Annotated in this window: 15 protein-coding genes; 10 read left to right on the top strand and 5 right to left on the bottom strand. The window is 72.7% G+C overall.

The genetic code is table 11. The features are described from left to right. Window positions 1–226 precede the first annotated feature (226 nt). On the bottom strand, window positions 227–1318 hold the full coding sequence (locus tag SNR22_RS27185) for a UDP-N-acetylmuramate dehydrogenase (protein ID WP_320069517.1): 1092 nt from the start codon (window positions 1316–1318) through the stop codon (window positions 227–229). A 68-nt stretch (window positions 1319–1386) separates the two neighbouring features. On the opposite strand from SNR22_RS27185, the gene SNR22_RS27180 reads away from it, so the two are divergent. From SNR22_RS27180 to SNR22_RS27145, 8 genes are all read left to right on the top strand, one after another. Further along, window positions 1387–2145 carry a maleylpyruvate isomerase family mycothiol-dependent enzyme gene (locus SNR22_RS27180; protein ID WP_320069516.1) on the top strand — a complete coding sequence of 253 codons (759 nt, stop codon included), beginning with the start codon at window positions 1387–1389 and terminating at the stop codon, window positions 2143–2145. 247 nt (window positions 2146–2392) lie between these two features. Continuing rightward, window positions 2393–3697: an ABC transporter substrate-binding protein gene (locus tag SNR22_RS27175; protein ID WP_320069515.1), complete on the top strand. Its 1305-nt coding sequence runs from the start codon at window positions 2393–2395 to the stop codon at window positions 3695–3697. 77 nt (window positions 3698–3774) lie between these two features. Then, window positions 3775–4791, top strand: a complete 1017-nt coding sequence (locus SNR22_RS27170; protein WP_320069514.1) for a sugar ABC transporter permease — start codon at window positions 3775–3777, stop codon at window positions 4789–4791. Beyond that, the gene (locus tag SNR22_RS27165) at window positions 4788–5621 is read left to right on the top strand and encodes a carbohydrate ABC transporter permease (RefSeq protein ID WP_320069513.1); all 834 of its coding nucleotides are present in this window, start codon (window positions 4788–4790) and stop codon (window positions 5619–5621) included. The genes SNR22_RS27170 and SNR22_RS27165 overlap by 4 nt, the downstream gene beginning before the upstream one ends. Further along, window positions 5618–7000: a GH1 family beta-glucosidase gene (locus tag SNR22_RS27160; protein WP_320069512.1), complete on the top strand. Its 1383-nt coding sequence runs from the start codon at window positions 5618–5620 to the stop codon at window positions 6998–7000. Before SNR22_RS27165 ends, SNR22_RS27160 begins: the two co-directional genes overlap by 4 nt. 19 nt (window positions 7001–7019) lie before the next feature. Beyond that, complete coding sequence (locus SNR22_RS27155; protein ID WP_320069511.1) at window positions 7020–8027, top strand: LacI family DNA-binding transcriptional regulator; 1008 nt, start codon at window positions 7020–7022, stop codon at window positions 8025–8027. Between the two features lie 120 nt (window positions 8028–8147). Continuing rightward, window positions 8148–8564: a RidA family protein gene (locus tag SNR22_RS27150; protein ID WP_320069510.1), complete on the top strand. Its 417-nt coding sequence runs from the start codon at window positions 8148–8150 to the stop codon at window positions 8562–8564. Continuing rightward, window positions 8561–9457, top strand: a complete 897-nt coding sequence (locus SNR22_RS27145; protein WP_320069509.1) for a GNAT family N-acetyltransferase — start codon at window positions 8561–8563, stop codon at window positions 9455–9457. The genes SNR22_RS27150 and SNR22_RS27145 overlap by 4 nt, the downstream gene beginning before the upstream one ends. On the opposite strand, the gene SNR22_RS27140 is transcribed toward SNR22_RS27145, so the two are convergent. The 3 genes from SNR22_RS27140 to SNR22_RS27130 all read right to left on the bottom strand — a co-directional run bounded on the left by SNR22_RS27140 (window position 9440) and on the right by SNR22_RS27130 (window position 11519). Further along, window positions 9440–9973: a hypothetical protein gene (locus SNR22_RS27140; RefSeq protein ID WP_320069508.1), complete on the bottom strand. Its 534-nt coding sequence runs from the start codon at window positions 9971–9973 to the stop codon at window positions 9440–9442. The genes SNR22_RS27145 and SNR22_RS27140 overlap by 18 nt on opposite strands. Before the next feature lie 138 nt (window positions 9974–10111). Further along, window positions 10112–10627 carry an O-acetyl-ADP-ribose deacetylase gene (locus tag SNR22_RS27135; protein ID WP_320069507.1) on the bottom strand — a complete coding sequence of 172 codons (516 nt, stop codon included), beginning with the start codon at window positions 10625–10627 and terminating at the stop codon, window positions 10112–10114. A gap of 1 nt (window position 10628) precedes the next feature. Next, on the bottom strand, window positions 10629–11519 hold the full coding sequence (locus SNR22_RS27130) for an EI24 domain-containing protein (protein WP_320069506.1): 891 nt from the start codon (window positions 11517–11519) through the stop codon (window positions 10629–10631). A 97-nt stretch (window positions 11520–11616) separates the two neighbouring features. Between SNR22_RS27130 and SNR22_RS27125 the strand changes: the two genes are divergently transcribed. Beyond that, window positions 11617–12606: a YafY family protein gene (locus SNR22_RS27125; protein ID WP_320069505.1), complete on the top strand. Its 990-nt coding sequence runs from the start codon at window positions 11617–11619 to the stop codon at window positions 12604–12606. 68 nt (window positions 12607–12674) lie between these two features. Here SNR22_RS27125 and SNR22_RS27120 read toward each other — a convergent pair whose 3' ends face one another. Further along, window positions 12675–13595, bottom strand: coding sequence for an SDR family oxidoreductase (locus tag SNR22_RS27120; RefSeq protein ID WP_320069504.1), 921 nt, complete (start codon window positions 13593–13595; stop codon window positions 12675–12677). A gap of 77 nt (window positions 13596–13672) precedes the next feature. Here SNR22_RS27120 and SNR22_RS27115 point away from each other — a divergent pair, with 77 nt between their 5' ends. After that, the gene (locus SNR22_RS27115) at window positions 13673–14356 is read left to right on the top strand and encodes a DNA polymerase beta superfamily protein (RefSeq protein WP_320069503.1); all 684 of its coding nucleotides are present in this window, start codon (window positions 13673–13675) and stop codon (window positions 14354–14356) included. The last annotated feature ends 3 nt before the right edge of the window (window positions 14357–14359 follow it).

Genomic DNA, 14359 nt, shown 5'->3' with positions numbered 1-14359 from the left:
CCCGTCCCACCCCCACCCCGCCCCGTCCCGCCCCGCCCCTGCCCCGCCCTGCCCTGCCCCCGCGATCTTGCACTTGAGGCCTCCCGATCACCCCTTATGCCCGTTATGTCGGGGCCGGAACTGCAAGATCGCGGGGCAGGGTGGGGCGGGACAGGGTGGGGCGGGACGTGGGGGTGGGGGTGGGGGTGGGGGTGGGGGTGGGGGGGTGGGCCGGGGTGGGGTGGGGTCAGAGGGTGCAGTTGATGAGGACGGGTTCGGGGTGCAGGGGGACGCCGAAGCGGGCGTGGACGCCGTCGCGGATGTCGCGGGCCAGGGCGATGAGGGCGGCGGTGCTGGCGGTGCCCGTCTGGTTGGTGAGGGCGAGGGTGTGCTTGCCGGAGATGGCCACGCCCTCGGGGCCGGGGTGGCCCTTGGCGAAGCCGGCCTTGTCGATCAGCCAGGCCGCGCTGACCTTGACCATGTCGCCGGCCCCCGTCCAGTGCGGCGGATCGCCCAGGTCGACGGCGCGCTCGCGGAGCAGTTCGTAGCCCTCCCGGTCCAGCACCGGGTTGGTGAAGAACGAGCCCACCGACCAGGTGTCCGGGTCCGCATCGTCGAGCACCATGCCCTTGCCGGCGCGCAGCCGCAGCACGGTCGCCCGCGCGTCGGCCAGCGACACCCGGTCGCCGACGGAGACGCCGAGCGACCGGGCCAGTTCGGCGTAGCGGACCGGGCCGGAGAGCGGTGAGCGGGTCAGCCGGAAGTCGACCGAGAGCACCACCCAGCGCTCGCTGTACTTGAAGACGCTCGACCGGTACGCGAAGCCGCACTCGGCGGCCTCGATCCGGCCCACGCTGTCGTCGGTGCGGTCGTACACCTGGACGCCGGTGATCGTCTCGGCCACTTCCTGGCCGTACGCGCCGACGTTCTGGATCGGGGTGGCGCCGGCCGACCCGGGGACGCCGGAGAGGCACTCCAGCCCGGACCAGCCGTTGGCCACGGTCGCGGCAACCAGGTCGTCCCACGGCTCGCCGGCCTCGACGCGTACCGTGACGGTGTCGGCGTCCTCGGCGACCACCCGAAGCCCCCGGGAGCGCACCAGCACGACGGTGCCGGGGAAGCCGGCGTCGCCGATCACGACGTTGCTGCCCCCGGCGAGGATCAGCACCTGATCGTCCCGTAGGCGCGCCTGCCGCACCTTTTGTACGATCTCCTCGGCGCTGGCAGCGGTATCCACCCGTCCCGCCGCGCCACCGAGACGCAGGGTGGTGTATTTCGCCAACCGGGTCGGGTCGGTGGCGTGGGTTTCGGTGGCCGGCTGGGCACTAACGTCTGACACGCCTTTCACCCTAGGCTGAGGGGAAGCCGCGGCACCCACTGGTGGCGCGGTCGCCCGGGAGGATCCTGATGAGCAGACTGCACGGCACGAAGGACTTCTGGATCGGCGCGCTCCGGGCGGAGGGGCCCGCGTTCGCCGCCGCCGTCGCGGAAGCTCCTCCCGAGACACCCGTGCTCTCCTGCCCCGGTTGGACCATCAACGACCTGACGGTGCACCTCGGCGACGTCTACCGCTGGGTGCACATCATCGTGACCTCCGGCACCGCCTCCCTGCCGGAGCGCCCGGAGCGGGGCCTCGTGCCCGCCGGGCTGACCCCGCTGGAGTACTGGCAGCAGGCGTACGACCGGCTGATGACCGCCTTCGACGGGCTGGACCCGGAGGCGCCGGCGTGGAACTGGGCGCCGCAGCCGAAGAAGGCGGGCTTCTGGCCGCGCCGGGTGGCGCATGAGACGGCGGTGCACCGCTGGGACGCCCAGCTCGCCATCGCCGCCGGCGAGCCGATCGAGGCCAAGCTCGCGGCCGACGGGGTGAGCGAGGTGCTGGACACCTGGCTGCCCGCCGGGAAGCGCACGGCGACCGGCTCCTGGCACGGGGTGGTGCACCTCTCCGCGCCGGACGCCGGCCAGGAGTGGTACCTGCGGCTGCGTGGCGAGGGGGTGGCGCTGCTGGACACCGCCACGATCCTCGACCACGACGACCACCACGCCCGGGCCGAGGTCAGCGGGACGGCCAGCGACCTGCTGCTCGCCCTGATGGGTCGGATCAGCTTCGACACGCTCAGCGTGACCGGGGACCGGGGTCTGCTCAACGGTCTGCGCACCGGCTGACGCACCCGGCCGCAGCCCGGCCGCAACGCCACACCAGAGGGGCCCTCCGCCTGCGGAGGGCCCCTCTGGTGTGGGCGGGCCGAGACCATGAGAGCGCTCTCTTGACATCCGGTGTGTCAGGGACCACTCTCTTGTGAGAGCGCTCTCACGCACCTTTTCGAGCCTGCCCGCCCCGTGGTCAAGGCTCGTCCACCAGCAGGTTTACCCGACCCACCACCCGCACGACCTGAGAGGGGTCCGAGAACAGATGGGTGTCTTTCCGCGCCGCCGCCTTGCGGCCGTGGCCCTCGTTGCGGCCACCGCACTGCTCACCACTGCCGGCTGCGGCGGGGACGAGCCCGCCGAGGGTGGGCCGGTCACGCTGACCGTCGACGTCTTCGGCCAGATGGGCTACGAAGAGCTCTACAAGGAGTACATGGCAGCCCACCCCGACGTGAAGATCGTCGAGCGGGGCACCGGCGGCAACCTCGACGAGTACTCCCCGAAGCTCACCCAGTGGCTCGCCGCCGGCAAGGGCGCCGGTGACGTCGTCGCCATCGAAGAGGGCCTGCTGGTCGAGTACAAGGCCAACCCGCAGAACTTCGTCAACCTGCTCGACCACGGCGCGGCCGACCTCAAGGGCAACTTCCTGGACTGGAAGTGGAACCAGGGGATGACCGCCGACGGCAAGCAGCTCATCGGACTCGGCACCGACGTCGGCGGCATGGCGATGTGCTACCGCACGGACCTCTTCGCCAAGGCCGGCCTGCCGACCGAGCGGGACGCGGTGTCCAAGCTCTGGCCGACCTGGCAGGAGTACGTCGCCACCGGCGAGAAGTTCAAGGCCGCCAACACCGGGGCGTCGTTCCTCGACGCGGCGACGAACATCTTCAACACCATCGTGCTGCAGACCGCCGGCAACGCGCAGGGCTACCACTACTACGACACCAGCAACAACCTGGTGGTGGACAGCAACCCGGCCGTAAAGCAGGCCTGGGACATCACCATGGACATCATCGACTCGGGCCTGTCCGGCAAGTACGGCTCCTGGTCGGAGGAGTGGGTCTCCGCGTTCAAGCAGGCCAAGTTCGCCACCGTCGCCTGCCCGGCCTGGATGACCGGGGTCATCGAGGGCCACGCCGGCCCGGCCGCCAAGGGCAAGTGGGACATCGCCCAGGTGCCCGGCAACGGCGGCAACTGGGGCGGCTCGTTCCTCGCCGTGCCGAAGCAGAGCAAGCACCAGGCCGAGGCAATCGAGCTGGCCAAGTTCCTGACCAGCGCCAAGGGCCAGATCGGGGCGTTCAAGGCCAAGGGCCCGCTGCCGTCCAGCCCGCAGGCACTGGACGACCCGGCAGTGGTCGACTCCAAGAACGCGTACTTCTCCGACGCACCGGTTGGCAAGATCTTCGCGGCCGGCGCCAAGAGCCTCAAGCCGGTCTACATGGGACCGAAAAACCAGGCCGTCCGCACCGAGGTGGAGAACGCCGTCCGCACGGTCGAGCTCGGCCAGCGTGACCCCGGGAAGGGCTGGACCGACGCGGTGAACAACGCCAAGAAGGCCGCCGCCAAGTAGGCCCCAACCCAGGTGTGCGGGCGGGGCTCCGGTGTCCTGCGGAGCGCCGCCCGCGCCGCGGAAAGGAGTGACCGGGCATGAGCGTCCAGCTCGACGCCCGGCCGCCGGCGCGACCGGCGGCACGGCACACCGCCCGCCAGTCACGGGCGTTCCGGTTCAGCCGGCTCGACGAGAAGTACTCCCCCTACCTCTACATCGCCCCGTTCTTCCTGATCTTCGGCGTCTTCGGGGCGTACCCGCTGGCCTACACGTTCTGGGTCTCGCTGCACGACTGGGACCTGCTCGGCGCCGAGCACCCCTTCGTCGGGGCGGAGAACTACACCGGGCTGCTGGCCGACCCGGACTTCTGGCACTCGGTGGTCAACACCCTCGGCATCTTCGTCATCTCCACCGTGCCGCAGCTGCTCGCCGCGCTCTGGCTGGCCAGCCTGCTCAACCGGCAGCTCCGGGCCCGGACCACCTGGCGGATGGCGGTGCTGGTCCCGAACGTCACCTCCACGGCCGCCGTGGCGATCGTCTTCGGCGTGCTGTTCGGCCGGCAGTTCGGCATGATCAACTGGCTGCTCGACGTGGTCGGCCTCGACGCGATCGACTGGAAGGCGAACCGGGTCGCCTCCTGGGTGGCCATCTCCGCCATGGTCGACTGGCGGTGGACCGGCTACAACGCGCTGATCTTCCTGGCCGCCATGCAGGCCATCCCCCGTGACCTCTACGAGTCGGCGTCGATCGACGGGGCCGGACGGACCCGCCAGTTCTGGTCTATCACGGTGCCGCTGCTCAAGCCGACGATCATCTTCGCGGTGATCATTTCGACCATCGGCGGCCTCCAGCTCTTCACTGAGCCCCGGATGTTCCACTCCGGCACCAACCCGATCCGGGGCGGGCCACTGCGCGAGTCGCAGACGATGACCATGTACATGTTCGAGAACGCCTTCGCCCCGCACTACAACTTCGGGTACGGCTCGGCAGTCGCCTGGATGCTCTTCGCCCTCATCGCGATCGTCGCGGCGATCAACGTGGTCCTCCTGCGCCGGCTCGGCGGGACCGACGGGCCGGCGAAGACCCGACGGGCCCGGAAGGAGCGCCCCCGATGAACCGACTCCTGTCCGCGAGCCGGCTCACCTACGCCGCCCTGGCCGCCTCCGCCCTCCTGTCGATCTTCCCGATCTACTGGATGTTCGTGGTGGCGAGCCGGTCCAGCGACGCGATGGGCCAGATACCGCCGCCGATCACCCCCGGCGGCAACCTGGGCGCGAACATCGCCCGGCTCTTCGCGAACACCGACGCGTACTTCCTCACCGGCCTGATCAACTCCGCGATCGTGGCGATCACGGTCACGGTGTCGGTGGTCTTCTTCTCCACCCTGGCCGGGTTCGCCTTCGCCAAGCTGCGGTTCCGGGGCCGCAACGCGCTGCTGCTGGCGATCATCGCGACGATGATGGTTCCCACCCAGCTCGGAGTCATTCCGCTGTATCTGCTGATGACGAAGCTGAACTGGAACGACCGGCTGCCGGCGGTGATCGTCCCCGCGCTGGTCACCGGTTTCGGAGTGTTCATGATGCGCCAGTACGCCGGCCAGGCCGTCAGCACCGAGCTGATCGAGGCGGCCCGGATCGACGGCTGCAGCACCGCGCGGATCTACTGGAACGTGGTGCTGCCGGCGCTGCGCCCGGCCGCCGCCGTCCTCGGCCTGTTGACCTTCATGACGACCTGGAACGACTTTCTCTGGCCGTACGCTGTCCTCAACGACCCGGAGAACCCGACGGTGCAACTGTCCCTGCGGGCGCTGTCGGACGGCTACTACCAGGACATGTCGCAGGTCTTCACCGGCACGGCCATCGCGACCCTGCCCCTGTTGCTGGTCTTCGTCCTGTTCGGCCGCCAGATCATCGGCGGGATCATGGAAGGCGCGGTAAAAGCGTGAGCGAGCTCCGATTTCCCGACGGCTTCGTCTGGGGTGCGGCCACGGCGGCCTACCAGATCGAGGGCTCGGCCCGCGACGACGGTCGCGGCCCGTCCATCTGGGACACCTTCAGCCGTACGCCGGGCAAGGTCCAGGCCGGCCACACCGGCGACGTCGCCTGCGACCACTACCACCGGTACGCCGACGACGTGGCCCTGATGGCGGAGCTGGGGCTGAAGGCGTACCGGTTCTCGATCGCCTGGCCCCGGATCCAGCCCGACGGCACCGGCCCGGTCGAGCCGCGCGGCCTGGACTTCTACGACCGGTTGACCGACGCGCTGCTCGACCGGGGCATCGACCCGATCGTGACGCTCTACCACTGGGACCTGCCGCAGGCCCTGGAGGATCGGGGCGGCTGGACCAACCGGGAGACCGCCGAGCACTTCGCCGCGTACGCCACGGCGGTGTACGGCCGACTCGGCGACCGGATCCGCACCTGGACCACGCTCAACGAGCCCTGGTGCTCGGCCTACCTCGGGTACGGTAACGGCGTGCACGCCCCCGGCGTGCGGGATGCGGGGGCGGCCTTCGCCGCCGTACACCACCTGCTGCTCGGCCACGGCCTGGCGGCCCGGGCGCTGCGCGCGGCCGGCGCGGAGGTCGTCGGGATCACCCTGAACCCGGCGGACGTGCAGCCCGCGAACCCGGCCAGCGCGGCGGATGCGGCGGCGGTCCGGCTGGTCGACGGGTTGCAGAACCGAATCTTCCTGGACCCGCTGACCGGCGCCGGCTACCCGGCCGACGTGCTGGAGCACGTCTCCCGGATGGTGGAGCCGACCTTCATCCGGGACGGCGACGAGAAGCTGATCGCCGCCCCGATCGACCTGCTCGGGATCAACTACTACTCCCCGACGTACGTGGCCGGCCGCCCGGACGGCGCCGGCGGCGGGGCGTACCCGGGCACCGAGGGGGCGGTGGAGTTCCTGCCGTCGACCGGGTCGCTGACCGAGATGGGCTGGACGATCGAGCCGGCGGGGCTGACCCGGCTGCTGGAGCGGCTCGCCGCCGACTACCCGGGTCTGCCGCTGATGATCACCGAGAACGGTGGGGCGTTCCCGGACCGGGCCGGCGAGGCGGGGCCGGACGGGGGGCCCGGCCAGGTCGTCGACGCCGACCGGATCGCCTACCTCGACGGGCACCTGCGGGCGGCACACGAGGCCGTCGCCCGGGGAGTGGATCTGCGCGGCTATCTCGTATGGTCATTCCTGGACAACTTCGAGTGGGCCGAGGGGTACCTCAAGCGGTTCGGGATCGTCCACGTCGACTACCTGACCCAGCGGCGCACACCGAAGTCCAGTGCCCGGTGGTACCAGGAGGTGATCTCCCGGAACGGGCTGTGACGAGGTGGTGAACACGGCGATGACGACGGCTCAACGGCCGACCCTGGAGGCGGTGGCCCGGCGGGCCGGCGTCTCCCGGGCGACCGTCTCACGGGTGGTGAACGGTTCCACGACCGTCGCCGAGCCGATCCGGGATGCGGTCCGCCGGGCGGTGGCCGAGCTGGGGTACGTGCCGAACCTGGCCGCCCGCAGCCTGGTCACCCAGCGGACCGACTCGATCGCCCTAGTCCTGCCGGAGGAGGCGACCCGCGTCTTCTCCGACGACCAGGTCTTCCCGAGCATCATCCGGGGGGTAGCCCAGGAGTTGGAGGCGGCCGACAAACAGCTCGTGCTGATGCTGGCCGGCTCGCCGGCCGGGCATGCCCGGGTGGAGCGGTACACCACCGGGCGGCACGTCGACGGGGCGATCTTCGCCTCGCTGCACGGGGCGGACCCGCTGCCGGGGAAGCTGGCCCGGCTGGGCATCCCGGTGGTGTGCAGCGGCCGCCCGCTCGGCGACGTCGGGGTGCCGTACGTCGACGTCGACCACGTCGGCGGGGTGAGTCGGGCGGTGCGGCACCTGCTCGACTCGGGGCGGCGGCGGATCGCCACCATCGCCGGCCCGCAGGACATGATCGCCGGGATGGAACGGCTGACCGGATACCGGGAGACGGTCGCCGCGGCCGGGCTGCCGGAGCGGGTCGCGTTCGGGGACTTCACCCGCGAGTCGGGGGCGGCGGCGATGCGTCGGCTCCTCGACGCCCACCCCGACCTGGACGCCGTCTTCGCCGCGTCGGACCTGATGGCGCACGCCGCCATGCGGACGCTGCGCGAGGCGGGTCGGCGGGTGCCCGACGACGTCGCGATGATCGGCTTCGACGACATCGAGACCGCCGCGTACACCGAGCCGCCGCTGACCACGGTGCGGCAGCCGCTGCTGGAACTGGGCCGGGAGGCGGCCCGCCAGTTGCTGCGGATGGCGGCCGGCGAGGAGGTCGAGGTGGCCCTCGTTCTCCCCACGGAGCTGGTCATCCGCGCCTCAGGGTAGGGAAGGGCACCTTGTTAACGCCTGCGGTCAAGAAGGGTCCCCTTCGCACGCCCGACGTCGGGGGCGCGGGCGGCGGTAATTGCGTGGCAACCCGGAGTGCCGGGCGCTAGCGTCGCGCGGATGAGCGATTCCGTGGCGCTGGTGCGCGTACCCGAGCTCTCCGACACCGCCGAGTACGCCTACGCGGCGACCGTCGACCCGACGGCCCGGCTGGTCCTCACCGCCGGCGCCTGCCCGCTGGACGCCGAGGGCCGCACGGTCGCACCGGGCGACCCGGCGGCGCAGGCCCGGCAGGTGATGGCCAACCTGGCCCTCGCCCTCGCCGCCGCCGGTGCCCGCCTCGACGACGTCGTCAAGACCACCGTGTACGTCGCGTCGACCCGGCAGGCCGACCTGGTGACCGTGTGGGAGGTGGTCCGGGACGCGTTCGGCGACCACGACCCGCCGAGCACCCTGCTCGGGGTGGCCGTGCTCGGCTATTGCGACCAGCTCGTCGAGGTGGAGGCGGTCGCCGCCGTGCCGGGGCGGGACCGGTGACGATCCGCCTCGCCCGGCCGGAGGACGCCGCCGCCGTGGTGGCCCTGCGGGCGCTCGTGTACCCGTACCTCGTGCGGGGTGTGGCCTCGACCCGGCAGATGATCGCCGAGCCGCCGCCCAGCGAGCCCTGGACGGCGTTCGTGGCCGAGGTGGACGGCACCGTGGTCGGCTGGGTGTCGGCGTACCGCGTGGGCACCACGTCCGAGCGGGGGGTCGGCTCGGTGTCACTGCTGCACGTCCGCGGCGACCAGCGGGGGCGCGGGCTCGGCTCGGGACTGCTGGCCGCGGCGCTGGCGCATCTGCTCCCGCTCGGCGTCCGCCGGGTGCAGGGCTGGGCGGCGGCCGAAGGGCTGGATTTCGCCCGTCGGCACGGCTTCACGACGGGCCGGGAGATGCGCTACTCGGCGCTGGAGCTGCGCCCGGTTCCCCCGCCGCCGGCCGCTCCCCCGCATGTACGCCTATCCCCGCTGACCGACGTCGACCCGCACCAGGTCTACCTGGCCAACCGGGCGACGGCCGTCGACGAGCCGGGCGACGTGTCGAGGGACGCCATTAGCTACGAGAGCTTCCGGTACGAGATCTGGAACAACCTCGGGCTGGACCGGGAGGCGAGCACCGCGGTCGAGTCCGACGGGAAGGTGCTCGCGTTCAGCCTGGTCAAGCGGGATGGCGACCGGATGTGGTCGGACTACACCGCCACGGTGCCGGAGCACCGGGGCCGGGGGCTGGCCCGGCTGGCGAAGACGGCCGCCCTGCACCGGGCCGCCGCCACCGGGGTACGCGTGGCGTACACGTCGAACGACGCGGCGAACGCGCCGATGCTGACGATCAACGAGGGGCTGGGGTACCGGCCGGTGGCCAGCCAGTGGTCCTGCCTACGCGAGCTGCGCTGACGGTCCACGCGCCGCGCAGACCCCGACGAGCGTGTAGCGGTCGGCGGCCCCGGCCACCACTGCCGTCCCGCCCACCAGCGTCCAGCCGGCCGGCAGGCGGAGCCAGGCCACGTCGGCACCCCGGTCGTCGGCGATCGTGCCGCCCTCGGCCGGCACGGCGGGGGCGAGCCGCCCCTGGTCCGGGGTGGCGAACTCGGGCGTCACCGCGACGAACCGGGCCGGGACCCCGCCCGGCGGCAGGCCGAAGAGCCAGACGTCCTCGTCGGGGTGGGGGCCACCGCCCAGCGCGGGTGAGCAGGCCGGCTCACGGTCGGTCGCGGTCGTGGGCGCGTCGGCGGGGTCCAGCTCGACCGTGGTACGGGGGCCGGGCGGGAGCGACACTGGCCGTTCGCCGCCCGAGCGCGCGGCCGGCCACGACGCGGACCCCGCCCCGCCCCGAGCGAGACCGGCAGCCCCGAGCACCATCATGCAGGCCGTGGTCACCGAGACCGCGAACCTGACCCGGGCAGCTTCCACGCCACGCACTCCTGCCGGTTTTGCACCATTTGCCGATTGTCAAGATAGTCGCCCGCGCCGCCGACGTCCGGCGATACGTCGATTTCCGGCCTCCCCCCGTCCGCTGAGCGGTCCCCCGTCGCCCGCCCGGGCGACCGCTCAGCGGGCGGCGGCGAGCCGGTGCGCCACCGCGTACGTGTCGGCTCCGAAGAGGACCAGGCGGGACTCGGTGACGTGGGCCAGGGACGCGGCCCGGAGCACCGCGAGGGCCTGGCGTACGGCGTCCTCCACCGGCCAGCCGTAGACGCCGGCCGAGATCAGTGGGAACGCCACCGTGGCCGCGCCCAGCCCGTCGGCGACGGCCAGACTGTTGGCGTAGCAGTCCCGCAGCAGCGCCGACCGGTCCTCGGCGGCCGAGAAGACCGGGCCGACCGTGTGTACCACCCAGCGGGCCGGCAGTTCACCGGCGGTGGTGGCGACCGCCTGGCCGGTCGGCAGGCCCCGGCCGTACCGGGACGCCCGCAGCGCCCGGCACTCGGCCAGGATCGCCGGGCCGCCCCGCTGGTGGATCGCGCCGTCCACTCCCCCGCCGCCGAGCAGCGAGGAGTTGGCCGCGTTCACGATCGCGTCGACCCGCTGAGCGGTGATGTCCCCCTCGACCAGGTTGATCTCCACGTCAGCGCTCCTCGTGGGGCCCACCCGGGACCCGGCGGGGCTCGTCCACGGGCCCGCCCCGGGACCGGCGGGGCTCGTCGATGGGCTGGCCGAGGGCCCGGCGGGTCAGCAGGGCGGCGCCGGCCACCGCCGCCGGCATGATCAGCACCGCGCCGAGCGGGATCAGGAAGCAGACGAAGACGGCCACCCCGAAGCCGAGCGCGGTGGGCCGGTCGGCCTTCAGCAGCGCACGCCGGTGCGGCAACCGCATGCCGCGCCGGTAGAAGGGCGCGCCGACCAGCTCCAGGACGAGGAACCAGCCGCCCACCGCCGCCCCGATCACCGGCACGACGGTCTGGCCGACCACCGGGATGAACCCGGCCACGAAGAGCGGGATGCCGATCAGCACGGAGATCGCGACCAGTCGCAGCGAGTCGACGAGGCTGCGGCGCAGCGACGACCAGAACGGCACCTCCACCGCGCCCGGGGTACCGCCGTACCGCTCCTCCACCTTCTCGGAGATCTTCTCGTAGAACGGGTCGCCGATGACCAGGGTGACCGCGGTGAAGGTGAGCACCCCGAGCAGCCCGCCGAGCCCGAGGAAGGCCAACCCGGCGATCACCCGGACCAGGCTGCGGGCGGTGGTCGACCAGTCGTCGGCGAACGGGGTGACCAGTGCGGAGAGGTCGTCCACGAAGTACACCAGGGTGGCGAACGCCGCCACGAAGATCGCCCCGGAGAGCAGCGCGGGCACGACGCCGAGCAGCATCAGGCCGGGGCTGCGGACGTACAGGCCGAGACCGCGCAGGAGCAGGCCGGCCCCGGAGAAGAAGCGACCGACGGCGCCGGTCACCGGCGCGGTGAGATTGCTGGGTACGTTCACGACCGCTGAGCCTAACGGCGACCGGCCCATCCGGCTCGCGCACCGGCACGCCTCGCCGCGGGGTGAGAGGGGTTCCCTTCAATACCGCAGGCGTTGAAGAAGGGGCCCTCCCCTGCACAATGGGCGGGTGCGGGTCTCGCGGTTGATCTCGGTGGTGCTGCTGCTCCAGTCCCGGGAGACCATGACGGCCGCCGAGCTGGCCCGGGAGCTGGAGGTCTCCGAGCGGACCGTGTACCGGGACGTGCTGGCGCTCTCCGCCGCCGGGGTGCCGGTCTACGCCGACCGGGGGCGGGCCGGCGGGTACCGGCTGCTCGGCGGCTACCGGACCCGGCTGACCGGGCTCACCCGCGACGAGGCGGAAGCGCTCTTCCTGACCGGGCTGCCCGGCCCGGCCGGGGACATGGGGCTGGCCGACGCGGTTGCCTCCGCCGAGCTGAAGGTGCTGGCCGCGCTGCCGCCCATGCTGCGGGACGCGCCGGCCCGGGTCGGGCAGCGGTTCCACCTGGACGTACCGGGGTGGTTCCGGGAGGCCACTGCGCCGCCGTGGCTGGCCGAACTGGCCCGCGCGGTGTGGCGGGACCGGGTGGTGGAGCTGCGCTACCGGCGCGGCGAGCGGGAGGTCGTCCGGCGGGTGGAGCCGTACGGGCTGGTGCTCAAGAGCGGCGTCTGGTACCTGGTCGGCCGGGTCGGCGACGGCACCCGTACCTACCGGGTCGACCGGGTGGTCGAGGTGGTGGCCGGCGAGGAGACGTACACCCGGGACGAGGGCTTCGACCTCGGCGGGTACTGGCGGGAGCAGGCCGAGGCGTTCCTGCGGAGCATGCAGCGCACCGAGGTCGGCGTGCGGCTGAGCCCCGCCGGCCTGCGCGCCCTCCACCGGGCTGCGGAGGCCCCCTTCGGGTACGCCGAGGCGACCCGCGCCGCCGGCCCACCCGACGGGCAGGGCTGGATGGTCACCCGGGTGCCCGTCGAGTCCGTCGACGTGGCGTACGAGCTGCTGCTGCGCCTCGGCCCGGAGGTCGAGGTGCTCGACCCGCCGGAGCTGCGGGCGCGGGTGGCCGAGACCGTCGCCCGGCTCGCCGCGCTGTACGGCGGGCCGGGCGACGGGGCGCACTGACCGGGCGGCCGGCGACAGGGCCGGAAGCGGCGGCGGGGCCGGGACTGCCGGCGACAGGGCCGGGACGGTCAGCGGTAGTCGGCCACGTCGGCCTGCTTGCCGCCGTGCACCACGTCGGTGAGGTAGCTGAAGGCGTCCGGCCGGCTGCCGTCGAGGTCGGTGAAGCCGTACACCCGGGCCAGCTCGCCGCTGGAGACGGACCTGCCGTTCCAGCGGGCCCGGTCGGGGTCGGCGGCGAGCGCGGCCACCGCCCGCCCCACGTACGCCGGGGTCTCCGAGATCAGGAAGTGCGGGTCGGTGGCCGCGCCGTCGCGCCAGCTGGCCTCGGTGACCCCGAAGTGCTCCAGCATGAACTCGGAGCGGATCCAGCCGGGGGTGAGCGCGACCGCCGTGCCGCCATGCGGCTCCAGCTCGTGCGCCTGGGTGAAGGCGAGCCGGTTGACACAGGTCTTGGCGAGGTCGTAGAAGACCGACAGCCGGTAGCGGGCGTCGTTGTACTCCCTGGTCCCGTCGCCGATCTCGATCACCAGGCCGCCGGGGCGGCGGATCAGCAGTGGCAGGGCGAAGTGACTGGTGATGATGTGGGTGTCGACCGCCAGCCGCAGGGTGCGGAAGCCGGCGTCGAGGGGCTGTTCCCAGACCGGCTTCTCCCAGGTGATCAGGGGGTCGGCCCCCCAGACGTCGTTGACCAGCACGTCGAGCCGGCCCTGCTCGGCGTCGATTTGGGCCACCAGGTCGCGGACCTGGTCGGGAACGAGGTGGTCCACCCGGACCGCGATGCCGGTGCCACCGGCCGCCGTGACCAGCTCGGCGGTCTCCTCGATGGTCTCCGGCCGGTCCAGCTCCGAGCGGCCGGCGGCGCGGCTGCTGCGCCCGGTCGCGTACACCGTGGCCCCGGCCGCGCCGAGCTGGACCGCGATCTGCCGGCCGGCGCCCCGGGTCGCCCCGGCGACGAGCGCGATCTTTCCGGTCAGGGGTTTTGTTGTCATGCGGTCGACCCTGACAGCAATACCTGACAGCCGAAGTCCGGTTTCGCGGACGGGTCCGCTGCGTCATGCTCGGCGGCATGCACCTGCTGCTCTCCGGCATCGTCGGCTCGGTCGCGTACGGGCTGGCCCGACCCGGCTCCGACGTCGACCGGATCGGGGTCTTCGCCGCACCGACGGTCGCCTTCCACGGCCTGCGCCCGCCCCGCGAGTCGGTGGTCACCACCGACCCGGACGTCACCCTGCACGAGGCCGGGAAGTACGCCCGGCTGGCGCTGGGCGGCAACCCGACCGCCACCGAGCTAATGTGGCTGCCCGACGACTGCTACGAGACCCGCACGGAGCTCGGCGACCGGCTGATCGCCATCCGCTCGGCGTTCCTGAGCGCACCCCGGGTCCGCGACGCCTACCTCGGGTACGCCGTGCAGCAGTTCCGCAGGCTGGCCTCGCGGGACGACGGCACGTTCTCGGCCGACACCCGGCGACGGACGGCGAAGCATGCCCGACACCTGGCCCGGCTGGTGCACCAGGGCCGGCTGCTGTACGCCACCGGCGTCCTGGAGATCCGGCTGGCCGCCCCGGAGCGGTTCCGGGCGTTCGGCGAGCGGGTGGCCGGCGGCGAACTGGACGAGGCGCGGGCCCTGTTGGCGGAGGCGGAACGGGACTTCGACACGGCGCGCAGCCCGCTGCCGGACCGGCCGGACTCCGCGACGGTCGAGCGCTGGCTACTCGACGTGCGGGCCGCCCACCTGCCACCGGTGTGACGC

The sequence above is a fragment of the Micromonospora sp. RTGN7 genome, from assembly GCF_033804645.1.
Taxonomy (GTDB): Bacteria; Actinomycetota; Actinomycetes; order Mycobacteriales; family Micromonosporaceae; genus Micromonospora.
This window is presented reverse-complemented; position numbering and strand designations above follow the sequence as displayed.

Bases quoted from the DNA above. Each gene is read 5' to 3' on its own strand.
- SNR22_RS27180 (WP_320069516.1), top strand. From the start codon at position 1,387: ATGAGCAGACTGCACGGCACGAAGGACTTCTGGATCGGCGCGCTCCGG.
- SNR22_RS27175 (WP_320069515.1), top strand. From the start codon at position 2,393: ATGGGTGTCTTTCCGCGCCGCCGCCTTGCGGCCGTGGCCCTCGTTGCG.
- SNR22_RS27170 (WP_320069514.1), top strand. From the start codon at position 3,775: ATGAGCGTCCAGCTCGACGCCCGGCCGCCGGCGCGACCGGCGGCACGG.
- SNR22_RS27165 (WP_320069513.1), top strand. From the start codon at position 4,788: ATGAACCGACTCCTGTCCGCGAGCCGGCTCACCTACGCCGCCCTGGCC.
- SNR22_RS27155 (WP_320069511.1), top strand. From the start codon at position 7,020: ATGACGACGGCTCAACGGCCGACCCTGGAGGCGGTGGCCCGGCGGGCC.
- SNR22_RS27150 (WP_320069510.1), top strand. From the start codon at position 8,148: ATGAGCGATTCCGTGGCGCTGGTGCGCGTACCCGAGCTCTCCGACACC.
- SNR22_RS27130 (WP_320069506.1), bottom strand. From the start codon at position 11,519: ATGGGCCGGTCGCCGTTAGGCTCAGCGGTCGTGAACGTACCCAGCAAT.
- SNR22_RS27120 (WP_320069504.1), bottom strand. From the start codon at position 13,595: ATGACAACAAAACCCCTGACCGGAAAGATCGCGCTCGTCGCCGGGGCG.
- SNR22_RS27115 (WP_320069503.1), top strand. From the start codon at position 13,673: ATGCACCTGCTGCTCTCCGGCATCGTCGGCTCGGTCGCGTACGGGCTG.